The 24907-nt window shown below is 53.1% G+C and carries 20 protein-coding genes; 19 read left to right on the top strand and 1 reads right to left on the bottom strand.

Annotation, left to right across the window (positions count from 1 at the left end; all coding sequences use genetic code 11):
• A complete protein-coding gene (locus A9K68_RS25240; RefSeq protein ID WP_065006256.1) occupies nt 1-909 on the bottom strand; it encodes an MBL fold metallo-hydrolase in 909 nt (302 codons plus the stop codon).
• A 116-nt stretch (nt 910-1025) separates the two neighbouring features.
• Here A9K68_RS25240 and A9K68_RS25235 point away from each other — a divergent pair, with 116 nt between their 5' ends.
• The 19 genes from A9K68_RS25235 (at nt 1026) to A9K68_RS25145 (ending at nt 24829) form a co-directional block, all read left to right on the top strand.
• Nucleotides 1026-1616 carry a biotin transporter BioY gene (locus tag A9K68_RS25235; RefSeq protein ID WP_065006316.1) on the top strand — a complete coding sequence of 197 codons (591 nt, stop codon included), beginning with the start codon at nt 1026-1028 and terminating at the stop codon, nt 1614-1616.
• Nucleotides 1617-2079: 463 nt separating this feature from the next.
• The gene (locus tag A9K68_RS25230; protein WP_065006257.1) at nt 2080-2643 is read left to right on the top strand and encodes a transcription termination/antitermination NusG family protein; all 564 of its coding nucleotides are present in this window, start codon (nt 2080-2082) and stop codon (nt 2641-2643) included.
• Between the two features lie 245 nt (nt 2644-2888).
• Nucleotides 2889-4166, top strand: coding sequence for a sugar transferase (locus A9K68_RS25225; RefSeq protein ID WP_246811232.1), 1278 nt, complete (start codon nt 2889-2891; stop codon nt 4164-4166).
• A 90-nt stretch (nt 4167-4256) separates the two neighbouring features.
• On the top strand, nt 4257-5351 hold the full coding sequence (gmd, locus tag A9K68_RS25220; RefSeq protein ID WP_029355725.1) for a GDP-mannose 4,6-dehydratase: 1095 nt from the start codon (nt 4257-4259) through the stop codon (nt 5349-5351).
• Between the two features lie 21 nt (nt 5352-5372).
• Complete coding sequence (locus A9K68_RS25215; RefSeq protein ID WP_065006259.1) at nt 5373-6119, top strand: glycosyltransferase family 2 protein; 747 nt, start codon at nt 5373-5375, stop codon at nt 6117-6119.
• A gap of 226 nt (nt 6120-6345) precedes the next feature.
• A complete protein-coding gene (locus A9K68_RS25210) occupies nt 6346-7221 on the top strand; it encodes an FkbM family methyltransferase (RefSeq protein ID WP_065006260.1) in 876 nt (291 codons plus the stop codon).
• Between the two features lie 159 nt (nt 7222-7380).
• Nucleotides 7381-8604: a hypothetical protein gene (locus A9K68_RS25205; protein WP_156768180.1), complete on the top strand. Its 1224-nt coding sequence runs from the start codon at nt 7381-7383 to the stop codon at nt 8602-8604.
• Nucleotides 8601-10007, top strand: a complete 1407-nt coding sequence (locus A9K68_RS25200; RefSeq protein ID WP_065006262.1) for a hypothetical protein — start codon at nt 8601-8603, stop codon at nt 10005-10007. Before A9K68_RS25205 ends, A9K68_RS25200 begins: the two co-directional genes overlap by 4 nt.
• Complete coding sequence (locus A9K68_RS25195) at nt 10004-11161, top strand: glycosyltransferase (protein ID WP_082982127.1); 1158 nt, start codon at nt 10004-10006, stop codon at nt 11159-11161. Before A9K68_RS25200 ends, A9K68_RS25195 begins: the two co-directional genes overlap by 4 nt.
• Before the next feature lie 12 nt (nt 11162-11173).
• Complete coding sequence (locus A9K68_RS25190) at nt 11174-11884, top strand: FkbM family methyltransferase (RefSeq protein ID WP_082982128.1); 711 nt, start codon at nt 11174-11176, stop codon at nt 11882-11884.
• Nucleotides 11885-11990: 106 nt separating this feature from the next.
• A complete protein-coding gene (locus A9K68_RS25185) occupies nt 11991-12956 on the top strand; it encodes a glycosyltransferase family 4 protein (RefSeq protein ID WP_163603071.1) in 966 nt (321 codons plus the stop codon).
• A gap of 96 nt (nt 12957-13052) precedes the next feature.
• Entirely contained in the window at nt 13053-13820 is a 768-nt protein-coding gene (locus A9K68_RS25180) for an FkbM family methyltransferase (protein WP_082982130.1), read from the top strand.
• A gap of 65 nt (nt 13821-13885) precedes the next feature.
• A complete protein-coding gene (locus tag A9K68_RS25175) occupies nt 13886-15043 on the top strand; it encodes a glycosyltransferase (RefSeq protein WP_082982131.1) in 1158 nt (385 codons plus the stop codon).
• Between the two features lie 110 nt (nt 15044-15153).
• Complete coding sequence (locus tag A9K68_RS25170; protein ID WP_065006267.1) at nt 15154-16491, top strand: nucleotide sugar dehydrogenase; 1338 nt, start codon at nt 15154-15156, stop codon at nt 16489-16491.
• Between the two features lie 692 nt (nt 16492-17183).
• On the top strand, nt 17184-18068 hold the full coding sequence (locus tag A9K68_RS25165) for a glycosyltransferase family 2 protein (RefSeq protein WP_163603070.1): 885 nt from the start codon (nt 17184-17186) through the stop codon (nt 18066-18068).
• A gap of 14 nt (nt 18069-18082) precedes the next feature.
• Nucleotides 18083-19033 carry a UDP-glucuronic acid decarboxylase family protein gene (locus A9K68_RS25160; protein ID WP_065006268.1) on the top strand — a complete coding sequence of 317 codons (951 nt, stop codon included), beginning with the start codon at nt 18083-18085 and terminating at the stop codon, nt 19031-19033.
• A 69-nt stretch (nt 19034-19102) separates the two neighbouring features.
• Entirely contained in the window at nt 19103-19828 is a 726-nt protein-coding gene (locus A9K68_RS25155; RefSeq protein ID WP_065006269.1) for an FkbM family methyltransferase, read from the top strand.
• A gap of 547 nt (nt 19829-20375) precedes the next feature.
• Nucleotides 20376-22097, top strand: a complete 1722-nt coding sequence (locus A9K68_RS25150; RefSeq protein WP_128341227.1) for a hypothetical protein — start codon at nt 20376-20378, stop codon at nt 22095-22097.
• 491 nt (nt 22098-22588) lie between these two features.
• On the top strand, nt 22589-24829 hold the full coding sequence (locus A9K68_RS25145) for an AGE family epimerase/isomerase (protein WP_065006272.1): 2241 nt from the start codon (nt 22589-22591) through the stop codon (nt 24827-24829).
• Nucleotides 24830-24907 lie beyond the last annotated feature (78 nt).

Here is a 24907-nt window from a genome sequence, read left to right as displayed (position 1 = left end):
TTACATGATAGGAGTGAAAATGCCGTCGATCGCCGGGTCGCCGTCGGTGCGCACCAGACCGCGCGCCACCAGATCCTCCAGATGGGCAAGCACGGACAGTCCGGCAGCGCCATGGAGGCGCGGATCGGTATCGCGATAGATCGCCCGGACCATGTCCTTGATCGTCCAGTCGCCGCTTCTGATCCGTTCGAGAATCGCTTGTTCGCGCATCCTGCGATGCGTCTTCAACTCGCGCATGAAACTGCGCGGCGCGGTCACCGGCCCGCCATGGCCGGGCAGCAGCAGGCGGTCGTCGCGCTCGATCAGCCGATCCAGCGAGGCCATATAGTCGGCCATGGCGCCGTCCGGCGGCGCAACAATGGAGGTCGCCCAACCCATGACGTGATCGGCCGAGAACAGGACACCGGTTCCTTCCAGCGCAAAAGCCGCGTGATTGGCAGCGTGACCCGGCGTCAGTACCGTCCTGATCGCCCAACCGTCGCCCTTGACCATCGTATCGTCGGGAAGCGCGATATCCGGATAAAAGGCGGTGTCGGCGCTGGCGTCGAGCGGATTAACCTCGCCTATGCGCAGCCGCCTGGCCGGCCGATGTGGGCCTTCGGCCAGGACAATTGCCCCGGTGTGCTGCTTCAGCCGCGCTGCCAGCGGAGAATGGTCGCGATGCGTGTGGCTGACGAATATGTGGCTGACCGGCCTGTCTCCGATCACCTCGAGCAGTGTCTTGAGATGCGCATCGTCATCTGGCCCCGGATCGATCACCGCCAGCGTCTTGCGCCCGACGATGTAGCTGTTGGTGCCGTGAAAGGTGAACGGGCTGGGATTTTTCGCGGTAATCCGAAGCACGTCGGGCGCAACGGTCACGCCCTGGCCGTAGGACGGGTCGAAGTCTGTGTCGAATTTCAGCACCATGGCGAATGTCGTTCAGCTCTGTTCTAGAGACGGCAAAACCGATTGCCGCATAACACGGAAGCCAATATAGGAAAACGCAAGGCCGCGATCTGCGGCAGTCCGATATGAGGAAGACCATGGCAATTGCAACGACAATGCGTCCGCTTGTTTCTCTCGCTTTGCCTGAAAAGGGCGCGGCCCGCCTGGCGACCCAGCTTTTGCTGGCGATCGTCGGAACGCTGGTGCTGACCTTGTCGGCCAAAACCAGAGTTTTGCTCGGGCCGGTCGACATCTCGATGCAGACCTTAGCCGTTTTTCTGATCGCCGCAGCATTCGGCATGCGCCTCGGCGTCGCCACGCTGCTTCTCTACATGGCGGAGGGCGCCATGGGCCTCCCTGTCTTCCAGGGCACGCCGGAAAAGGGCATCGGCGTCGCTTACATGCTCGGCTCGACCGGCGGCTACCTTGCTGGCTTCGTGGTCATGGCGGCGATCGTCGGTTGGGCTGGCGATCGCGGATGGGATCGCCATCCGATCAAGCTCTTCAACGCAATTCTGGTTGCCGAAATCATAATGATGGCGATGGGCTTTGCTTGGTTGGCACTGCTCATTGGCCCGGAAAAGTCATGGCAGTTCGGCGTCGTGCCGTTCATCGTCGGCGACCTGATCAAGGTCGGCCTCGCGGCGAGCCTTGTGCCTGCCGTCTGGTCGCTGCTCAAACGCTCCTGATTGTGCACGGCACTGATTGAGTCCACGCAACCACAGGCCTGTGATTGCGTGGTCCTGTTTCAGCGACGGCCTGTCGGACTTTCGTCAATGCACGCCGGCGTGACGACGACGATCAATGAACGGCTGGACAGAAACGCCAAATTGGTCGGCATCTGCTTCGCAACACTTTGCTAACGATACCGTCACACAATGGTCAAATCGACCGATTAAGCACCAGAACAGCCAGCGACTCGTCGCGAGCCAGCGTAACAAAGCAGCTACATATCGGAGCAATTGCTCGATACCGCTGCTGGATAGCTAAAAAAGAAAGCGGCGCGATGACTTTTAGGCGCAGCTAAAGTAGTGGACAATTAGCAGGATTCGATCAACCGCATCGATTCTCACGACATGGTTGCTTGCTGGTATCTTCGCGCTGTCGTAACGCTTGCCCCGACCGTGCCAAAGACCGCCGAGAAGGATACTTGTGATCACCCCGGAAAAAACAACTGTTAAGGCGACTGCATCGCCGCAGTGGCCCGCAACCGGCACCGCAGCACGCTGGTATGCCGCCAGCGTGTTTCCGGGAAAAGAAGACGTCGCCGAACGGCATCTCCGGATGCAAGGATTCCACTCGTTTGTACCTCGCTGCGAGAAGACCACACGTCATGCCCGGCGCATCGAGACGCGGCCGGCGGCCTATTTTCCAGGTTACATGTTCATCGCCCTCGATGTCGCGCTGCAGCGGTGGCGCTCGGTCAATGGAACGTTCGGCGTGCGCTCCCTCATCATGCAGGGCGAGCGGCCCTTGCCGGTCCCCTCGGGGCTGGTGGAGCGGTTCATTGGCCTGACCGGCAAGGACGGCTTGCTTGATTTCAGCGGAGGCCTTACCGCGGGCGCCTCGGTTCGGATTCTTTCAGGTCCTTTCGCGGAGATGATCGGTCGTCTTGACCGGCTCGATCCGGCCGGAAGGGCCCGGGTTCTGGTTGCCATCATGAATGGCGAGATCCCTGTTGACCTAGATTCAAGGGAACTCGTCGCGATCGCATAACCGCAATTGACGCTGGGTCATGCGGTGCAAGTGCTGCAGAGTCGGCTCTCGGGTTTCACCCGGGAGTGCGGTAGCCATTGATGACATAAAGTTGCGTCGAGCGAGGGCTTCCGCTGCTGCGCCGTGCAACCGCGTGGGCGCATAGGGACAGCATAGGTACGATCGAGACTTTACCTCCTGTTCGAAATGAATACGAACCCTCACAGTTCTGACGTTTAACCTCATTAGAGACCGATCTGACAAACTTGAGCACCTCCACGCGCAATCCATCCAACCGAAGGCATCTTCTGTTCCGGATGCGCTTTCAATTACTAGGTGGCCTTACTGCTGCTATCGTCGTGCCAGCTTTGATTCGTATGGCATTTGGTCCAGGAGCTCTCCTATCCACAAATATGCAGGTTACTATTCTCGCTGCATTTATCGCCCACACGTCTGGTTACTTTTTCTATAAGCGCATTGGCAACTTTCCGGGGGTCGCGGCGGCTGGCTACATCCTGCCCACCTTCGCCCTGACCTATGGGCTTGTGTTCGTCACCATCTTCTTCTTCAGATTCGACTATAGTCGGTTCCAGGCCGCCGCCAGCTTCATCCAATCGACACTGTGGTATTTTGGCTTGAGCCTTGCCACGCGACGGCTCGATTCATATCGACTCGCGGTAATTCCTGGCGGAGATGTCGACAGGCTAGAGAGCATACCGGGCGTGCACTGGCATCGGGTCGATTCGCCTGAGACGGTAGTTGAGGACGCTAGCGGTGTGGTGGCGGATCTGCGAGCCGATCTTTCAGAGGAATGGGAGCGGTATATCGCCGATCGCGCCCTCTCGGGAACGCCGGTCTATCACGTCAAGCAAATCACCGAGTCGCTCACCGGTAGGGTAGAGATCGAGCATCTTTCAGAAAATACGCTAGGGTCACTGAATCCAAATCATGCCTATTTAAAGATGAAGCAGGCTATTGATTGGGGTTCAGCGCTGTTTATCCTTATCGTTTTCTCGCCATTGTTTTTATTCGTGGCGATGGCGATAAGACTCGACTCGGCCGGACCGGCATTGTTTAGACAAAAAAGGATGGGGTACAGAGGAAATATTTACGAGGTTTACAAATTTCGGACGATGAAACTCAGCGCCGCTGTTGGTGATGAAAAGGAAGAGGCCATCACAAAGACTGGCGATGAGCGCATTACACGTCTTGGGCAGTTCTTGAGAAAATCCAGGATTGATGAGTTGCCGCAAGCCCTCAACATCTTGCGCGGCGAAATGAGCTGGATCGGACCGCGGCCGGAGGCACTCGTGCTGTCGAAATGGTATGAGGCTGAGCTGCCATTCTACCGATATCGGCACATCGTCCGGCCTGGCATTACCGGATGGGCGCAAGTCAATCAGGGCCATGTTGCGGCGGTGGACGACGTTCTGGAAAAACTTCACTACGACTTCTACTACATCAAGAATTTTTCGCCTTGGCTCGACGTGCTGATTGTGTTTCGTACGATCCGAACCATGCTGACCGGATTTGGTGCTCGGTAGAGCCGAAGAGGCTTACTGATTGCGGGAGGATCATATTATTCGCTTGGCAGACACTCACAATCGCGTTCCAGAAATCGCCGGAGAAGCACCATGACCAGGAAGATCGCACTCATAACCGGTATCACTGGCCAGGATGGCGCCTATCTGGCGGAACTTCTGCTGGCAAAGGGCTATCACGTCCACGGCATCAAGCGGCGTTCGTCGTCATTCAACACCGGTCGCATCGATAATCTCTACCAGGATCCGCATGAGAAGGACGTAAGGCTGTCGCTGCATTATGGCGACATGACTGATGCCACGAACCTCATCCGCATCGTCCAGGAAGTGCAGCCAGACGAGATCTACAATCTCGCAGCACAATCGCATGTTCAGGTGAGCTTCGAGACCGCCGAATATACGGCGAATGCAGACGCGATAGGCACGCTACGCCTTCTCGAGGCCATCCGGCTGCTCGGCCTGACAAAAAAGACGCGTTTCTATCAGGCATCGACATCCGAACTCTACGGGAAGGTGCAGGAGATTCCGCAAAAGGAAACGACGCCCTTCTATCCGCGATCGCCTTATGCGGCAGCAAAGATCTATGCCTACTGGATTGCGGTAAATTACCGCGAAGCCTATGGCATTCACGCTTCCAACGGCATCCTGTTCAATCACGAGAGTCCGATGCGCGGCGAGACATTTGTGACGCGTAAGATCACGCGCGCAGCTGCCGCGATCAGCCTGGGCCTTCAGGACAAACTCTACCTCGGCAATCTGTCTGCCGAGCGAGATTGGGGTCATGCCCGCGACTATGTCGAGGGCATGTGGAGGATCCTTCAGCAGGACGTGCCCGACGATTATGTCCTAGCAACCGGAGTAAAGAACTCGGTCCGCCGTTTCGTCGAGCTTGCATTCAGCGAAGTTGGGACCGAGATTCAATGGGTCGGTTCCGGCATCGACGAAAAAGGCATCGATGCAAGATCCGGCGCTGTTCTGGTCGAGGTGGATCCGCGGTACTTCAGGCCGACCGAAGTGGAGCTTCTGATCGGCGACCCCTCGAAAGCGGAGCGCGTTCTCGGATGGAAGGCAACAACCTCCCTAGCCACAATGGTCCAGGAAATGGTCCAGTCCGATCTCGAAACGGTAAGACGGGAATCCGAGCACCGGCGCTTGGACGAGGATCGCATTCGGGTTGCGGCACAGTAAGGAACGTTGGACCGAGTTGACATGAGAATCTCGGTTTTGACGGTCTGCTGGAACTCGGCCGCAACAATCAGGCATACGGTCGATAGCTTCTTTGCCCAGGATCATCAGGACAAAGAGTTGGTGGTGGTCGATGGCGGGTCATCGGACGAAACGCTGACAATCGTCCGGTCCTATCCGCAGGACCGGATTCAGTTGGTCAGCGAGCCCGATCGTGGAATGTATGATGCACTCAATAAGGGGCTGCGCCTCTATACTGGAGACGCAGTAGGCGTGCTGAATTCCGACGATTGTTTCCATGACCATACTGTGCTGACGCGAATTTCGGCAGAACTTGAACAGGCCGATATCGTGCATGGCAATCTGGATTTTGTTGAAGATCATTTCAAGAAGCGGGTCATCCGGCGTTGGCGTGCCGCCCCCAGGCCCGCCAAGGGTTTTCGGACCGGTTGGATGCCCGCTCATCCCACGTTCTACGTCAGGCGCAAGGTAGCGGAAGCGGTCGGCATATTTGACCTCAGTCTCAAAGTGGCATCAGATTACGATTGGATGCTGAGGGCGGTAGACCTCCACCAATTCAACTGTGCGACTACTAACAATACGCTTGTGGATATGATGGTTGGAGGGGCCAGTACGCGGGATCTGCGCTCGTATATAGAGCACAATATAGAGGCTCTTCGGTCTCGACGCCGTTGGCTTGGATCCGGCATCATAGACTATGCCCTCGTTGCAAAGCCTGTCCGAAAACTAGGACAACTTTTTCCAAGATAGCGCAACAATTCGAAGGTACGAAGCTCGAGCAGGCGTCTTTGCGTCATCAAGCGAGCAAATAGTCCGCGACCGCCGGAAAGCGGGGCCGCAAGGTCAGGTTGAAACAGCGTGTGAATCCGAGGCGACGTTATTTACCGATTGCCAGGAAATTTAAAATCTTCAGACGGTTAGATGAATTCGAGAACATATCATTGCTCCTTCCAAGGGGTAAGCTAGGACCCATGGCATGAACATAATTCGGACAATGAGGCTCATCCTTGAGCATCCTGGTAATCGGTATGGCAAAGTCGCAGCGTTGGCTCGATTTATCCGTTGGCAAATCGCTTCGCGACTGGCATTGGGTTCGATTGCCGTTCCATTCGTGAACGACACAATTTTGTTAGTTGCAAACGGGATGACCGGTGCCACCGGAAACATTTACAATGGCCTTCTTGAATGGGAGGAAATGGGCTTTGTCCTTCATTTTTTGCGTCCCGAAGAGCTCTTCGTCGACGTTGGAGCGAACGTGGGCGCCTATTCCGTGATGGCGGCGGGAGCAGTGGGGTCCCCTTGTGTCTGCATAGAACCGATCGAATCCACGTTTGTTCATCTGCGCCGAAACATTGCCATTAATTTCCTCGACAGCCGTGTAGAGCTCCATAATGTTGGCGCAGGTTCAGAAGATGGATCAATTGGGTTCATCAACAATGCTGATACGAGAAATCGAGTAGCAATTGATGGAGAGGCATTCATCCCGGTCGAGGTCAAAAGAGTCGATGACCTCCTGGAAGGAAGAATGCCGGTTTTGATGAAGATTGACGTTGAGGGATTTGAGCCTGCCGTTCTTGCTGGGGCGAGTAGAACGCTTGAGCTGGAGAGCTTGCAAGCAGTGATTGTGGAGGTCAATGGGCAAGAAAAGAGATATGGCTTCGCTGCGGATTCTGTCCGAGGCGCACTCGCGGCGAGCGGCTTTACCAGGATAAGGTACGAACCTCGAACACGGGAAATTGTGCGGGATACGCTTGATGGGGATGGCAACGCGATATTTGTCAAAAACCTCGAATGGTCACAGGACAAAGTGCGCAAATCGCCCGAATACCGAACTCTAATTGGCAAAATATGAGCGCAGGCTGGCTGACGCTAGCATTCATAGCATGCAATTTACCTGGAAGAAGCCAGTACCCACTTCCGAACTAGAGAATAGAAAAGTTTGACAGCAAGGAGCCGAAAAGGAGCGCTTCTGGGGCGCCTATCCGGTATATCAAAGCCCGGACTTTGGGCGTTGGTTGAGCAAATTAGTATGCCTACTTTGCAATTGCTGTTAACTGCGCCGCTGATCTACTCTGTTGGCTTGAGTGGCTATGGCCTGTGGACCTTCAACTTATCGCTTGCGGGCGTACTTGGTGCAGCAACACCCGGCGTCGGTATGGCTGCTACTCAGTTGATATCGGCCGAGGTCGATCGCACGAAGCGGTCCGCGGCAATTAGCTTGATTGTGTTCGGCGGCTTAGCGGTTTCAGTTCTTTCAGGTGGCATTGCGTTCGCGCTGTCTAGTGTTGCCCTTCGCAGTTACCCGCCACTGATCTGGACCGAAAATCATATAGATATTGTAAGATTTGTCTTGCTTGCTGTACTCACTGCGATTGCATTACAGTGGGATATGATATGCGCTGCGACACTGAGAGCGCAAAGTCGTTTTAAAGAGAATGCGCTATGTGAGGTGTCTACGCGGTTATTTAGCATTGGAAGTGTAGCCACGGCCGGGATGCTAAGTTTTCCATTGACTCAGCTTTTAGTTATAAACCTCCTGTGTATTATCTTGCGCGGAGGTGTGAAAGCATTTGTGGCAACAAGGGGAATTGAAAAATTTAGCCTCCACGAGGTGCTCGGATTGCTTTCGCTGGCCGTCCATTATTCCGTTCTGCAATGGGTAAATAACGTATCTTCTCTCTTGTACTCGTCAGCAGATCGTATCGTGCTTGGATATTTTGTGTCCGCCGAAATAGTTGCCGTCGCGAGCCTCTGCGGTGAGATGAACCAGCAAATACAGTCACTGCCTAGAGCATACTTTTCGCCTATACTGCCAGAGCTTATCAAGCTAGATCGTGCAAATGACAAGGTCGGCTTTCAGAATATCTTGCTGAGAAGCTCTGCAAATATAAAGCGTATAATAATAATGCTCTCGCTGGCGTCAATTGCATTTGGGCCGCCTTTGGTGATTCTGCTAAGTCAATCAAGATTTATTTACCAAGAGCTTATGGTTATTTATTGCTCATATACTTTGTCATATGTGGCAATTGCAATGATAATCGTTCCTTACTTCTCGCTTATAGGTCGAGGGGAGTTGCGATTCGCAAATATGCTAACCATTGGCGGGGCGGTTGCTAACCTGGTGGCTGCTGTGGCGTTGGGATCGCTGCTGGGAGCAGCCGGCGTCGCGCTGGGACGAATGTTCTATACCGTCCCGTTCATATTTTGGCGAAAGCGGGAGAGCACGAGGACATGAAACTTCAGTCCGAGGCTCACCGAAATCAAGCACTGGCGGCTGGGCCGCGCCCTAGCGGTCGGGTCGGCAAGAACAGCAGCCTGAGCGTGGACAGGTTGATGCTGGTCGCGCTAGTTGGACCTGCGGTTGCTGGCGTTTTGAGGAAATTGACTCCGACGCAGCCAGTGCAAATTGAGGCACTGCCAGTCTCAATATTTCTTGCGCTTGTTTTCTTCGGGCTTGTCAAAGTCAACAAAAATCAGGCCTCAGTGGCCTATGGATGGATCGTCAGTTGGATCGCGCTCGTAGCGATTTACGCTGTTCCTGCGTTTGCAATCGACACTATGCTCGGAATTCAAGCTCTTTTGTTGGGCGCCGGGACTCCAATGCTTGGATTGGCATTCCTGACGTACGGCCGGCCAGGCGATTCAATGAAGTTTGTTAGAGCGGCAAAGGTTTTCGTTTCGGTTATAGCGCTTCAGTTCCCTCTAGGCATTGTAATGCTTGTTTTTGGCAACGACGCGCTGCCGAGCGTTTTTAGGGCAAACGCTATCGAGCTTCTAGCAGGGAAGGAGTTTCGTATCGGACAAGCAACACTTGCTGGCTATTTTACTACTGCGCCCGTTAACTCAATTGCATCGCTGTGTGCATTTGGTTTTGCTTCGGCGCTTGTGTTGAGGTCAAGGAGTTCAAAAGAGCGGCTAGTTCAGTTGGCTATCGCTCTGATGATACTCGCTGTAATATGGATGACCGCCCGTAGAGGTGCTTTATTTAGTGCCATTTTTATCGCTTTCATTCTACTGGCAATCGAAATTCGGGTTCATCGCGGCCGTCTGATTTTCGCGCTTTTCGCGGCGAGTCCCGTAGCGGTTTTTTCTCTAGCGCTCTTTTGGGACCGTGTTAACAGCGTGATCTTTGGCGAAAGAATGGTGTTACTAAGTGAAGGTCAGTTAGACATAGGCGAAAGAATAAATGCGATCTTCTTGAAGTTTGTTGTCGAATGGGTAAATTTGGCGCCTTTTGGAAATTTCACCGGTTATGCTTCTGGAGCTGGGAAGGCGTTCGAGGTGCGTGACCTTAGTATGGCTGCGGAAGTAGGCGCTGCGATGATTGTGGCGGAGAATGGAGTTCTGGGACTCATATTGTTCACGGCGATATTTATCATTTTGCAAATCGAGATGATAAGGAGAATCAAAAAATCGGGTCAGTATTGGTGTGGACCGCTGGTGGCATTGCATTTTGTTTTGTTTGTGCTGTTCTTCTTCAAGGAGAATTCGGTACTATTTCCTGGATTAATTGGATCGCTGTGCTACTGGTCATTGCCCGGGCTGGTGGCCGTAGGAACTTCCGAAATCGCGAGTGCTGGTAATTGGCGTACCACCCGGGCAGGCGCAGATCGCTATGGACGAGAGAGACGGAGGTGAAGGTACTGGAGAGGATGGATGGCATGTATCCAGTTGTTCTAATAGCGCCGACGTTCTCGGATGAGCAGGTTCTCCGTTTTCCTTTTGTTTCACCAGCGGCGTCCGCTTGGATACGAGGCTTGGTTGACGCGTTGGAGACGTTTGGTCGTGTGGACAGAAGTTTTTGGTTTTCAAACGAATCGTCGTGGCCACGTGGACCTTTTCTGCAGCCTGGAATGGAGATCAAATCGTCCTCGACTGGGATGAAGCTGGTGAGATTCCTCAACCTTCCGGCTATCAAGCGCAGGTCCATTAGCCGTGCGCTGGAGAGAGCCGTTTGTGCCGAAGTAAGTCGTGAGGCTTTCGTTTTTGTCTATGGGCAGGGAACGCTTTCCGCGGCTGCAGTTAAACGCATCGGCAACTTGGTCCAGCGCGTGGTCGTTATCGTTCCCGACGCGCCATCTAATTCAGCTGGGTTAGACTTAGTCAAGGAAGTCGCAAAAGTTGCGACAGGTGGATTACTCTATTTGCCCGCAAGCATAGGATCTCTGCTGGAGGGGCGGCGCTGTATGGCGTTTCATGGGACGATTCCCCACGTCGCGGAAGTCTCAGCTCCAAAAGTCGGAACAAGGAAGAAGCTCGTATTCGTCGGCGGAGTCGACAAGGTAAGTGGATCTGATTTCCTGGTTCGAGCACTTAAGCGAATCGACCTGTCAGACATCGACGTTGTTGTTGCGGGTCGGGTTAGCGACGTGCAGTCAGCGATTGCATTAAAAGAAATGGGCGCTCAAGTCACAGGGTTTTTGAATGCAGCCGAGCTAGACGCCTTGTGCTCTGACGCGTATGCGTTTTTGAATCCTCGCGACCCAAGCTTCTCAGCGTCCGACACAAATTTTCCCTCAAAACTATTGAAATATATGTCTTATTCTCGCCCTATTTTATCGACGGATACGGCAGGCATGCCGCGTGACCTCGTTTCCGTTCTAGGTTGTAGTGGTGTCGCAAGCCCGGATCGTTTTGCTGACAGGCTTGATGGGGTTCTACGCCAGCCAGAGTCGCAGTGGATTGCCGCGGCTACACAAGTCAGAAAATTTGCAATCGAAGAATACTCTGTCCAGAGTAGCGCCAGAAAAATTGCCAAATTCATTGGCGTTCCCACGCCTTGTTTAACATAAAGGGCTCGTCAAATGAGTAGACTGAAGGAAGTGTTTCGAAAGGCCGGATTTAACGTAACCCGAATTGGCCCGAATACTGACCCGTGGTCGCGAAGAATTGAGTTGCTGCGGCAGCGAAAGGTCGGTTGTGTTCTCGATGTGGGCGCACACTATGGTGGCTTTGGAAATGCACTTTACAGGGCAGGCTTTGATGGGGCTCTGATCTCTTTTGAACCTCTGCCTCAGGCCCTCGATGCGCTACGCCGTCGCGCGTCCCGCCAAAATCGATGGTCGGTTGTGCCGGTTGCGATCGGCGACCGTGATGCTACGGCAGAATTCTCCGTCTCTTCGCGAACCACTTCGAGTTCGCTATTTGCAATGACAGCCCTAGCGGAGAGAGCAGCAAATGCGAGAGAGGAAAGCAGGATATCAGTCCCGATGCGTTCAATCGATAGCTATTGCAAGGAGAATTTGCCTGGCGTCGAGAAGGTGTATCTAAAGTGCGATGTTCAAGGAGCAGAGTTTCTGGTTATTCAGGGCGCAATGGAGACTATGGTACGTGCGGAGGTGGTCGAATTGGAGCTATCTCTGGTTCCATTGTACGAGTCTTACTGGGAGTTTTCGGAAGCCCTGAGATGGTTTTCTGATCACGGGTTTAATATCTGGTCGATCGAGCCCGGTTTCGCTGATCAGGAATCCGGTCGCGTCTATCAGGTTGACGTGATTTTTGCGCGACAAATATAGATGTACGCTGTAGTGACCGAGTGATATGACTATATATATAATACAGAGGCGGATCGCCGAATATCGAATAGGGGTATTTAACGCAATTGCGCGTCGGCGAAGGGACTTGATCGTTTGTTCTCAGGAGCCACCAAAAAGCCCGACTGATTTCAAATGGATGCATTTACAGTTCGACAAAAAGAAATTTGGACAGCATGCGTGGAACATTCCATTTGATGTAGAGAATGATATACTGATTACCGGCCTTGATCTTCGTAATCCATCGCTTCTTTCGATAATCTTCAGCTCCCGTGGTCAGGTGGTAATCTGGAGTCATGGCTTCGGAAGAAGATGGGGAAGTTTTTTTATACGACCCTTGCGGCTAATCGCGGCTGCCCGGGTAACGGCTTCTATCTTCTACACAGAGTCCGGCAGAGACCAATTTGCGCGCTGGCTTGCAAATGACAAACTCTTTGTAGCGAGAAATACGATCGCGCTTGCGTGCTTTGAAGCGGATCCGACGGTGTGCCGTGACAGCTATCTTTACTTCGGTGACTACCGCGATGAAAAGGGGTTGATGGAGCTTCTGGACGCTTTTGCTGTCGTAGCGGCAGAGCACCCTAGCGTGCGCCTCGTATTGGTCGGAAGTGGGTCGACAGAGGCGTCCATGAAAACAAGGGCAAATAGGGGTGGCTTTTCTGACCGCATTGAATTTCATCCTAGGACGAATACACCCGAGGGACTAAAAAAATTCCTTGATCGAGCGATCGCAACTGTGTCGCCGTGGCACGTCGGTCTCTCTGTCGTTCAATCGTTTTGGGCCGGCGTTCCAGTGGTAACTCGCCCTGGCAATCGGCACGCGCCTGAGTTCGAATATTGTGTGGAAAACGAGAATTCCTTGTTTTATCGCGGTGGCGCCAATGAGTTGGCACGGGTGATGGAGCGCTTGCTTAATAGTGATCTACGAGAAGAGATGGCGAGAAATGCCCGCAAGTATTATATAGAGAAGCTGGATATCGAAAACATGGTGCAGGGGTTCGAGGCAGCGATTGCATTTTGCGAGGAACGTCGAACTCTCCGACCGAGCATCTGAAGGTCGGAGCAATGCCAAGAAATACTGCTGGGATGCGGATCGGGCGTTTTGAGTTGTTGAAAGCAGCTGGACAAGAATTATAGATAGGGAAAATGCGTGTCAATATTTACAAATGTTCGTTCCCGAATCGGAAGCTTCAAAAAGCCAATAGAGCCAACGTTTGCAACCGTAAGGTTACGCGGGCTTGCGATCGTAGTGCCGCTTCATGAGACAGTCGGTTGGAGATTGTACTGGGATAGAGCCTATGAGAACGAACTTCTCGATTACTTCGATAAAGAACTGTCTGAAGGCAGTTTTTGCGTCGATGTTGGAGCCAACCTTGGCTATATTTCCTGCTACCTTTGGAAATTAGTTGGTAAGGGAGGGGAAGTATTGTCTTTCGAACCGGATCCATTGATCGCCAGTCTGGCAGAATTCAACATTGAATTAAATGGATACGACGGCAGCAAAGTCGCTAAGGTAGCGCTATCAGACACCGACGGAGATGCCCAGTTTTTTCGCTCCGGTGACTCTGGCTATTCCGGACTTCGTGATACAAAGCGGCGCGCAGTAAGATCAATGATCACGGTCCCGCAGAGGCGGTTGGACGACTTTCTTTTGGCTGCAGGGCGGAGAGCAGACCTGATCAAGATTGATGTCGAGGGAGCGGAATTCGCTGTAATGCGAGGCGCCCAAACCGTTCTTTGTAACCCTGAACTCAAGCCAAGAGTAATCGTTCTAGAAACCAGTGAGATTAATCAGAAGGCATTCGGGTACACATCCGCGGACCTCGTGTCATTTATGGCGACCTTTGGTTATCGTGCCGTGACATTCGATCAGGAAAAGCTTGATGGCTTATCCGGTAATATTGTGTTTCGCTCTTGACAGTGTCAGGCAGCTCACGGACATGACGAGATTTTAATTGCAATGTGTACTGTTTTGAGAAGCGGATGAAAATAGTACAAATCGTTGCGTCAATCGAAGCGGAGGCCTCTGGTCCCTCGTACTCTGTTTTACAGCTTGCTAGGGCAATGGAGAAAATTGGAAGGGAAGTGGAGCTTTTTTCATTAGGGGCCCCAATCGATACCTCGGACGGAAAATTTAGAAATAGGAAATTTAATCGTGATTATGAAAGGTTCGGGCACCTTAAAAAACTAGGCCTATCTTCCAAGATGAGGAAGGGGTTGGTCGAGGTCGCAGCTGGGGCCGAGGTACTTCACACGCACGGACTGTGGATGATGCCAAATGTTTATCCAGCTCGGGTCTCCAATGCGTTTAAAGTTCCATTTGTCGTATCGCCTCGAGGCATGCTCAGTCCAGCTGCTCTAGAATATTCAAGAGCGGTAAAGTCTGTCTTTTGGATCATCGCGCAGCGATCAGCACTCAAGGCAGCAAATCTTATTCACGCTACAAGCGAGCAAGAATATGAGGACATCCGTGCTTTTGGTCTAAGGCAACCGGTTGTAATTTTACCCAACGGGGTTGGGGTCTCCCATCCGCAGCCCTCCGAATTGCCATGTTGCGACGGTGAGCGTTCGGCTGTTGTTCTGTATCTCGGCCGCTTACATCCGATCAAGCGTATTGAGACTCTCCTAAAGGCATGGGCTCAACTAGAGGACGTCTTTCCTAATTGGACACTCGAGATTCGGGGCCCAGGTGAGCCAAATTATGTCAAGAAGTTGAAGCAAGAGGCCGTAGAGCACGGGCTACAGCGATGCATTTTTGGTGATCCGGTCTATGGCGAAAAAAAGTACGAACTCTATAGAAGAGCGGCGGTATCTGTGTTGCCGTCCGCATCAGAAAATTTCGCAATGACTGTTGCGGAGAGCCTAGCATGCGCAACCCCCGTAATTACCACGAAAGCGACCCCGTGGCGTGGACTTGAGACGTATGGATGTGGATGGTGGGTCGATCTGGGAGTGGAGCCACTGAGGCATGCGCTTCACGCCGCCCTCACATCAGGGATGATCGAGCTTCACCAAATGGGTACCCGCGGCCAAAATTGGATGATCCGCGATTTCGCATGGTCGGGAATAGCAGAGCGGATGATTGAAGCCTATAGTTGGTTACGAGGTCAAGGCTCGCCACCGCCTACGGTCATTCTTTAGCCTCTGCAAGCGACTAGTTTGAACTATTGCGCCGCAGAGACGCCCGCAGTGTCTCACCAACCAGCATTTGAATCCAAACTGAAGGCAGGGAAGTGGTTACGAATTTGGCGATGAAACAGGGGCAGGGGGCTGAGTTGCTTCGGAAAATAAACTCTCATGAAGCCGTCGTAGGTGTTATTGGGCTTGGATACGTTGGACTTCCGCTAGCGATCGCCGCGGCTCGAGCGGGTTTTAATGTTATTGGACTTGATACAGACTTTAGAAAAATAGAAATGCTGAACTCTGGAAAATCCTACATAGACGCTGTTAAGTCATGCGACCTGAAGTCCAGGGTGGAAGAAAAGAAATTTCGAGCTGAGGGAGATTTTATACACTTAGCCGAATGCGATGTAGTTATCATTTGTGTCCCTACACCCCTTTCGAAGCAGCGCGAGCCCGACCTGAGCTATGTCAAAGACACAGCTGAAAACATTTCACGTTATTTGCATATTGGCCAGTTAGTTGTCCTCGAATCCACAACTTATCCAGATACAACATTGGGTATTGTAAAGCCGATATTGGAACGAAGCGGTCTGAGGGCGGGAATAGATTTTTGGATCGGGTTCTCGCCGGAGCGTGAGGACCCCGGCAGCAAGAAATATTCAACTGTCAATATCCCGAAAATACTAGGCGGCGACGGCGGGGAGGCATCCGAGCTTATGGAGGCTTTTTACGGTAATGTAGTTGAAAAAGTAGTTGTAGTGTCGAATCCATCAGTCGCCGAAGCCGTTAAAATTACTGAAAATATCTTTAGGGCGGTAAACATAGCTCTCGTAAATGAACTAAAAGTAATCTACGATGCGATGGGAATTGACATCTGGGAAGTGATTGACGCCGCCTCCACAAAACCCTTCGGGTATATGCCGTTCTACCCTGGACCTGGACTCGGAGGGCATTGCATCCCTGTTGATCCCTTCTATCTGACGTGGAAGGCGAGAGAATACGGTCTCTCGACTCGTTTCATCGAACTTTCTGGTGAAATAAACGTCGCAATGCCGCGGTATGTAATAGCTAGGCTGGAGCAGTCTCTTGACACACGGCAGAAGATTTCTCTTAGCAGTGCCTCGATCTTAATTGTCGGACTGGCTTACAAACCAAACGTATCCGACATTAGAGAAAGTCCGACGCTTGTAATGCTTGAGGCGTTGGTGAAGCGAGGCGCATCTGTAGACTACTACGATCCTCACGTTCAGGAGATTCCAAAGACTCGAGAGCACCCCGATTTGTCTGGGCGGAAGTCCGTTGAACTAACGACAGATACGCTTTCGAATTATGACGCGGTTCTTATAGCGACAGATCACGACCAAATCGACTACAGACTGTTAGCTGAACACGCAAAATTGATAGTGGATACGAGGAATTGTTTTGCTCGTAGGAATATCGTGTGCAGGAATCTGGTCAAGGCTTAGGATTGAGCCGACAATAATAAAAACTTGTGAACGCGGCGGTTCAAACTGCGTTGAAATCGAAGTTATGGCTGGAATGCTCGACGTAAATGAGAACCGGAGAGCACGGAAGTGGAGCAGGGCCGAGCAACTCGGACGCGTGCTGTGGGGCTTGGTGGGTCCTCTATTCATCTTAAGCCCGCGACCACTTTGGAAATGGAGAGTACTCTTACTGCGATCGTTTGGAGCTAAGGTCGGAAGGAATGTGCATATTTATCCCGATGTGCGTATATCGATGCCATGGAATATCTCGATTGGAGATAACGCTGCCATAGGATCCAGGGTCACATTGTATGCGCTTGGGCCAATTAGCATTGGGGCAGAAGCGACCATTTCCCAAGGAGCGCATCTTTGCGCGGGGACTCACGACTATCGTGACCCGTCAATGCCACTCGTCAAGGCGACTATTCGTGTGTCGAACGGCGTATGGATTTGCGCAGAAGCGTTTGTGGGCCCAAAGGTGGAAATTGGATCTATGGCTATAATAGGTGCGAGAGCCGTGGTCATGCGATGTGTTCCTTCGTATGACATTGTAGTTGGCAACCCTGCGCGCAGTGTGGGACGCCGAAAGATGAATTTAACGGGCCAAGTGTCTAGCGGCTCTTAGAAACGCAATTGGACTTGGCTTTGAAGATCCTAACAACACGAAACAAGAGTTGATTAAGGGCAATCCTGTGCAGAAGATTCCCATTACCGTCATTATTCCAGTGAAGAACGAGGAAGACAACTTGCCAAGGTGTTTGGAAAGGCTTGGCAGGTTTGAGCGTGTCATTGTTGTGGATTCCGGAAGCGAGGACAATACGGCTGCGATAGCCGAAAAGAACGGAGCCGAGATAGTTAACTTTCGGTGGGACGGCTTTTACCCAAAGAAACGGAATTGGGTGCTTATTAATCATGCAATCGCGACTCCCTGGGTGTTTTTTCTGGATGCGGATGAGGTGATTGATGATGTATTCTGCGATGAGGTGAAGGCTAGAACGGCGTCAGACGAATATGTCGGCTTCTGGTTAAAATACAGGAATTACTTTATGGGGAGGGAGCTTAAATTCGGTGTAGCACAAAAGAAGTTGGCGTTATTTCGAGTGGACGCGGGCTTGTATGAGCGTATTGAGGAAGATCAATGGAGTAGCTTGGACATGGAAGTCCATGAGCATCCAATACTCACGGGCCGGGTCGGATCGATTGAGACGTTAATCGATCACCGCGACTTCCGGGGCATAGACAGGTTCATAGGCCGTCACCAAGCATATGCCAAGTGGGAGGCGAACCGATATATGCTACTTCGGTCACGGGTGACGCAGAATATTTTAACAAAGAGACAAAGTGTGAAATACAAATACTTATCGTCTCGTTGGTATGCGTTTGCTTACTTTTTTTATAGCTACGTTTTAAAAGGGGGCGTATTGGACGGGTGGCCAGGCTTCTCATACGCGTTTTATAAAACGTGGTATTTTCATACTATAAGGAATCTAATCCTTGAGTACGAGGAAAAAATAGAAAACGTTGACATTAGAAATAATCGTCTGTCCACCCAGTCTTAATTTGGAGAGTAGTAGTGACACGACTTTATCAAAGTGCAAAGAGGGTTCTTGTAACTGGGGGGGCCGGTTTCCTTGGCTCTCACCTGATCGACAAGCTCATAGGGATGGGCAACGAAGTCTTATGCGTTGACAATCTCTTTACGGGAGCCAAGAAAAATATCGAACACCTCGCGTCTCATCCAAAGTTTGAATTCATCCGCCATGACATCACGTTTCCGCTTTATGTTGAAGTTGATGAGATTTACAATCTTGCTTGTCCGGCGTCTCCTATTCACTATCAGCACGACCCAGTTCAAACTACGAAGACATCTGTCCATGGCGCGATTAATATGCTTGGACTTGCAAAGAGGCTTAATTGCAGAATCTTTCAGGCGTCCACCAGCGAAGTTTATGGCGACCCGGTTGTGCATCCGCAGGTGGAAGAATATTGGGGGAATGTAAATCCTATAGGCCCAAGATCCTGTTATGACGAGGGCAAGCGTTGTGCAGAGACTCTATTTTTTGACTACCACAGACAAGTGGGACTTGATATTAGAGTGGCGCGAATTTTCAATACATACGGGCCGCGAATGCATCCGGCCGACGGGCGTGTTATTTCGAACTTCATAGTTCAAGCGCTGAACCAGATGCCGATCACGATATACGGGGACGGTGAGCAGACTAGGTCGTTTTGCTATGTTGACGATTTGATCAAGGGTTTCATCGATTTTATGGATGACGATGTCAAGTATCCGGGGCCGTTAAATCTAGGTAACGATAGCGAAATCTCGATAAGGGGTATCGCCGAGGCAATTATAGAACTGACGGGTTCGAAATCGGTAATAGTGAGTGAAGAATTGCCGGCAGACGACCCACGTCAACGACGCCCAGACCTGGCGAAGGCGCGTGAGATGCTTGGTTGGCGACCAAGTGTTCAGCTGCGCGAAGGTCTCAAGAAGACCATTGAATATTTCACGCGATTGTAGAGACCCGTTGAGTTCGTAATGGGTGATGCCCGTCGTTGATGTTTCTTTGGGCGATAAGGCGGAGGTACCGTGCGGCATATAGTTGAGTTGTTGACCAGAAATCGGATCTTTAAAAGGCGTCTGCCTAAGCAGTATGGCTCGCTGCCCATCTATGTCAGCCCTGATGCGCAATTGAAGGTACTTAAGCCGGGTCGTGCCGCCTTTGACCCTCAACTGTTGCACGCCGTCGATGAACTTGTAGAGGCTGGAGACACTGTCTGGGATATTGGAGCGAATATGGGAGTGTTCAGCCTGGCTTCCGCGTTTCGGTCTGGGACTGGGAAGGTAGTGGCGGTAGAAGCCGACCTTTGGTTAGTAAATATGTTGCGAAAGACATTTGAATTAGACGAGAATCGCAGATACGGGATCGAGGTGGTTCCCATAGCAGCATCTAACAGATTAAGTATTCAGAAATTCTTAATCGCCGCTCGCGGCCGAGCGTCAAATCACCTCGGGGAAGTGACTGGAAGTACTCAATCCGGTGGAGCCAGATCGACCGTTCTTGTTCCAACGTTCGAGTTGGATTATCTTCTTGAATATTGCGTGCCTCCGGCGGTCGTGAAGATAGATGTTGAAGGCGCGGAAAACTTGGTATTAAGCGGAATGAGGAAGATACTCTCCACGATCCGACCTAAGTTGTATTGTGAGGTGACCTCAGATCGGAGGAAGACGTTTGAACTGATGGAGCAGTATGACTATGTGCAGCGCCCTTCACGGCAGGGACATGGCGCAAATCTATTTTTCTACCCGAAATGAATGTCCGAGAGTGGCGTGCAACTGGCTGAAAGGGGGCCGAAAGCGCCATCGGCCGTTCTCATGGCGGGCTGAGCACCAAAGTTAATGTGTCGTCGGTCAAGACGGCCTGCCGATCGCGTCATCAGCACACAAACATCAAACAATCTAAGCAAACCTGTTAAGTTCACGCCCCGGTTTCTGCCTCTTTTGTTGCCATCCTATTGCGGTTGCGATTCGTGTACTTTGATAGGTGCTGTATTGGGAATACCGAATGCGGTCGTCTTGGTCCGATAGGGCCCTAGTTTCAGGGCAGAGAGTTCGTGGTCCGGCTCATAGGCATTTGACTCGCACGCGGGTTTTCCATCCGCTACCAATTAGCACCTGAGCGACAAAAGCAGCAGTGAAACCGCCAACTACCACCCGCCGTTCGTTTTTAATGGCCGTGCCGCCTGCGGCCGTATTCTCTGGTGTGGCTCAGCGAGCCGTAGCGGCTCGCGATGAAGCCGCCGGGGATGCATCAGATGCCGTCAGCCAGGGCAATGTCCCTGTCTATGATACAGCGGTTGGCATGGCTGCAATCAATCTCCCGACTGGGCTGGCTGCTTTCGAAACGCGGGGCTACAACGCTGTTGATGATGGTGGCGGCTGGCTTTATGCAGTTAGAAGTTCGGAACCTGCACACTTCGGAAAGATTGCCCTTGGTGCGGGAAGATGGGGCGAACTCATAGTGCCGCGCGGTGAGATTACTTGCGAAGCGCTAGGTTTGGTGGGAGATAATTCGACCGACAATGGATCTCGTTGGCCGGACGCCAACGCTTACTGTCAATCGAATGGGTTTCGTCTCATCGCAAGGAAGGGAACTTACAAGACATCAGTTAAGGCGTTTATCGTCGGAGATACGTTTATCCGCGGTGCCGGCATGTATGCTTCGACGTTTAAGGCCATTGGAAAGATTGACGCAGTTTTTCATGCCAGCACGTCGACAAATATAGTAGTTCAGTGGGAAGATTTTCAAATTGACGGTAGTGGCACTGCCGATAACGGAGTGTTATTTGATGCCGGTGGCGGATCGGCGGTCATTACGCAAGGCAGCTATTTCCGGAACATCCGAGGTCTTAATCCGGTAATAGCAAGCATCAACTCGACGATGCCTATGTATGCTGGCGTGTTGCAATCCGTGATTCTGCAGGGAGGAAGGCGCGGAATTTATTGGCGCGCAAACGCCGGAATGAATGGCTCTACAATCAGCAACATCCGTGTCTCAGGAACTGCGATTACAGCCATCCATCTTGAGAATATTGGAACTAGTCTGTCCGAGCTAACCATAGAATCCGCAACGATTGAAGGAAATGATGGGGCCGGGCTGTATGTTAACAAGATGCGGGTTAAGATGTTAGGGGCGAATCATTTCGAAAGAAACGGGCGCATCAAACCAGCAGTGGCTCCTGTTTCGCTTGGAATCGATCCCTTCACTACTCTCAAAGGATCGGCGACCATCATCGTGGTGCATAAAGGTCACGGTCTCTCAACCGGTGACGAGATTAATATAAAAGGAGCTGCCCTCGTTGGCGATATAGCGGCGAATGGCAAGTCCACTATCAGGAGGATCAACGCTAACTCCTATTCCATCGCCCGCGGTACGCAGCTTGCAGAATCAAGCACACAAGGCGGCGGCTCGGCGGTCGTCGCTGAGTACGGGTTGCCAATAGATATCCTTGTTGACAGTTCTAGCGGTATATTTACTGAGCTCGATATCGACAAGATTAGTAAATCGACCGATGGCTTGGGGCAGGTAGATGGTGTTTTTGCGCGATTGATGGCGCCAAACTGCAATATTATTATTCGCGGTGGAAATCCATCGCGGAGCAACTCGATCGATGGGAACGGCCAATCAAACGGCTGCTCCATTGCGCTGCTGAATTGCTTTGCCGGAACAATTAACACCGCGGCAATGGCGGTGCGCCGCGACGAGCCAGGCATTAAGAAGACGGGGCGGCTTGCGCTCGGAACTACAATGACTGCTACGGGCATTTCTGCGAACAGCAATGGGTGGGTCAGAGTCACTGCAACAAAGCGCTCGGCCGACACAGTCACTGTGGGAATGTACATAGTTGCGCTGGATCGTGCCGGTGATAATATTCACTGGGGATGGGTTGGACCGGTCCTCCCTTCATCCGGCTTCGAGGACTTTGTAAGTTTTAGCGTTGTAGGCAGCCAGCTAATGGCCGCACGGACCGGGGGCACTGGAGACGGGTGGATGACGCTTGAGGGCGAGTGGAGTGAGTTTTAAAACAACCTCGAAGCCTGACCTTACGAATCCCATGGCCACGCCTCAAAGTCCCAGAAAGCTCCAGCGTGCTACCCGCTCCGGTTCCGTGACTAGTGCTTCAGCGCTCGGTCGCGATAGGCTCGTGTGCGCCGCAGGATTTTGGCTGGGGTAACATTCCTTCATTCTTGATGGCGGGTGGTCTCAAGGCGTAGTGGAACGTGATCGACGGCTCGAACGGCGAAACGGCGGAGAACGCCTATGCTCGGGGCTTCAAACCGGTGACCATCCTGAATCCCTATTCGAACTTTCCCAAACAGAAACCCCGATAGCTCTGGCGCGGTAGCCAAAGAACTCCTCAATCCGTGGAGTAACTCCTTGACATTGGTCCGAGTATAGCTTTCCCAAGCATCTGGACAGTCCCGCCGCAGGGGCGGCAACAGATGCATCGCCGATATGTGGCGGCACTCCTTGCGTAGTTATGAAAATGTCAAAAAGTTAAAGGTGTCACCCAAATGACCGAACGGATCGTCAGTTTTGTCATGAGTGGTGGCATCGGCTCACGACTGTGGCCGCTATCGCGCGAGGACAATCCCAAGCAGTTCCACGATTTTTCGGGTGATGGCTCGATGCTGGCCAAGACGTTGCGCCGGCTAACGGCGCGGCCGAAGGGCGAAACGCCGGTCTTCCTGATTGCCTCGGAGCGGCACGCCGACCGCGTCCACGCCGACCTCGCTGGCCTCGACCTTTCCGGTGGTGGCCCCTTGTTCGAGCCGACCGGCCGCAACACTGCCGCCGCCGTTGCCTTGGCGACCCTGCGCACCTTGTCCGAATATGGCGACAGCCTGGTGCTGGTGGTGCCGTCCGATCATGAGATCACGACTGCACGGCAATTCTGGCAGAGCGTGGAAAACGGCACCGGCGCGGCGCGTGCGGGCCGGCTGGTGGTATTCGGCATCAAGCCTGGCCACCCCGAGACCGGTTACGGCTATATCGAGATCGCCGGCGAGAGGGATGGCATCTGCGATGTCTCGCGTTTTGTCGAGAAACCGGACCTCGCGACCGCGCAGAATTACCTGGCTGCAGGTAATTTCTACTGGAACACCGGCATCTTCCTGTTTCGCGCCAGCGCCATGCGCGACGCCTTCACGGCTTTCGAGCCGGAGATATGGCAGGCAACCGAAATTGCCTACCAGGCCGCGACATCAGATCTTTCCGGTCTGTATATGCCTCTGGAGCTCTACGCCGCCATTCCCTCGACGTCGATCGACTATGCGATCATGGAGCGCGCCAGCCACATCGCCATGGTGCCGGCCGGCTTCCGCTGGAACGATCTCGGTTCCTGGCAGTCGTTGCTCGATGTCGGCCCGTCCGACAATGACGGCAATGTCATCGTCGGCGACGTCGTCGCCATCGACTGCGAGAACTCCTACATCCGCAGCGACAGTCGCTTGCTCTCGGCCATCGGCTTGAAGGACGTTGCCGTCGTCTCGACCGCCGATGCCACCTTCGTCGCCCCGGTCAGCCGCAGCCAGAACGTCAAGAAGATCGTCGAGCAGCTCGAAAAGAGCGGTCGGCTGGAAACCAGGTTCACGCCCGCCGCCGACCGCGTGATCGAAAGCGGCGCCTGGCGGCGCCGTGTGCAGCACTGGCTGTTTGAAGAGACGGTGCCGCTGTGGTCCACGGTCGGGGTCGATGAGCGCCATGGCGGTTTCCACGAGGCGCTCGGCTTTGACGCCACACCGCTGATGAAGCCCAAGCGCATGCGCACCATGGCCAGGCAAGTCTACGCCTTCGCTGTCGCCAAGGCCCGCGGCTGGGACGGGCCTGCCGACCGGTTGATCAGCCACGGCCTCGAATTCATGGCCAGAAACGGCCGCACCGACAATGGCGGCTGGGTGCGCACGCTCAATGTCAACGGCACGGTCGCCGACGCCGTCGAGGATGCCTATGATCATTCCTGCGTGCTCCTGGCGCTGGCGCATGCTCATATGGTCGGCAATCCTGATGCGTTACGGCTTGCCGAAGAAACGTTCTCGTTTCTCGACGCGCATCTCGAGGATCACCGCATGACCGGCTTTCTCGAAACGTCGAGCGGCGCGGGCGACCGGCGTTCCAACCCGCATATGCATCTGCTCGAGGCTTTTCTGGCCTGGCATCAAGCGACCGGCGAGCTCGCCTATCTTCGCCGCGCCGCACGCATCGTCGATCTGTTTCGCAGCCATTTCTTCGATCCGGAAAGCTGGACGCTGGGCGAATATTTCGACGCCGAGTGGAGACCGGCGGAGGGCGAGAAGGGTACATGGACGGAACCCGGCCACCATTTCGAATGGGCCTCGCTGCTGGTCGACTTTGCCGGGCGCAGCGGCCAGAGTGAACTGACCGGCTTTGCCAGAAAGCTCTATGCCTCAGCCATCGCCAACGGCCTCAATCGCGCCACTGGCCTTGCCTATGGTGCCGTCTCGCGGCAAGGTCTGCCGCTCGACCGTGTCTCACGCAGTTGGCCACAGGCGGAGGCGATCAAGGCGGCGATTGCGCTGGACGGTTCAGGCGGACCTGACCTCAAGCCCGAGATCGAAGCGCGTGTCGGTCGCCTGTTCCGTTGGCACATCGACCCGGCACCGCTTGGCCTGTGGATAGACCGGATCGACGAACGTGGCCGCTCGCTGGCGACCGATGTGCCGGCAAGTATCTTTTACCATCTGGTCTGTGCGCTGACCCAGTATCTCGACGGCACCATCGGCAAATCTCGATAGAGCGGTTGGCTGTAATAAAAAGTCTTTACGATTGAAACCGGTCTGTTGTTTTTCGAGCCAAACATCGGGCCCATCAGC

This window comes from Mesorhizobium sp. AA22 (genome assembly GCF_001672375.2).
Taxonomy (GTDB): domain Bacteria; phylum Pseudomonadota; class Alphaproteobacteria; order Rhizobiales; family Rhizobiaceae; genus Mesorhizobium; species Mesorhizobium wenxiniae.
This window is presented reverse-complemented; position numbering and strand designations above follow the sequence as displayed.

Excerpts from the sequence above, each read along its gene's own strand:
- A9K68_RS25240 (WP_065006256.1), bottom strand. The coding sequence starts at position 909 with ATGGTGCTGAAATTCGACACAGACTTCGACCCGTCCTACGGCCAGGGC.
- A9K68_RS25150 (WP_128341227.1), top strand. The coding sequence starts at position 20,376 with ATGGCTGCAATCAATCTCCCGACTGGGCTGGCTGCTTTCGAAACGCGG.
- gmd (WP_029355725.1), top strand. The coding sequence starts at position 4,257 with ATGACCAGGAAGATCGCACTCATAACCGGTATCACTGGCCAGGATGGC.
- A9K68_RS25215 (WP_065006259.1), top strand. The coding sequence starts at position 5,373 with ATGAGAATCTCGGTTTTGACGGTCTGCTGGAACTCGGCCGCAACAATC.
- A9K68_RS25145 (WP_065006272.1), top strand. The coding sequence starts at position 22,589 with ATGACCGAACGGATCGTCAGTTTTGTCATGAGTGGTGGCATCGGCTCA.
- A9K68_RS25210 (WP_065006260.1), top strand. The coding sequence starts at position 6,346 with ATGAACATAATTCGGACAATGAGGCTCATCCTTGAGCATCCTGGTAAT.
- A9K68_RS25175 (WP_082982131.1), top strand. The coding sequence starts at position 13,886 with ATGAAAATAGTACAAATCGTTGCGTCAATCGAAGCGGAGGCCTCTGGT.
- A9K68_RS25170 (WP_065006267.1), top strand. The coding sequence starts at position 15,154 with ATGAAACAGGGGCAGGGGGCTGAGTTGCTTCGGAAAATAAACTCTCAT.
- A9K68_RS25235 (WP_065006316.1), top strand. The coding sequence starts at position 1,026 with ATGGCAATTGCAACGACAATGCGTCCGCTTGTTTCTCTCGCTTTGCCT.
- A9K68_RS25190 (WP_082982128.1), top strand. The coding sequence starts at position 11,174 with ATGAGTAGACTGAAGGAAGTGTTTCGAAAGGCCGGATTTAACGTAACC.
- A9K68_RS25200 (WP_065006262.1), top strand. The coding sequence starts at position 8,601 with ATGAAACTTCAGTCCGAGGCTCACCGAAATCAAGCACTGGCGGCTGGG.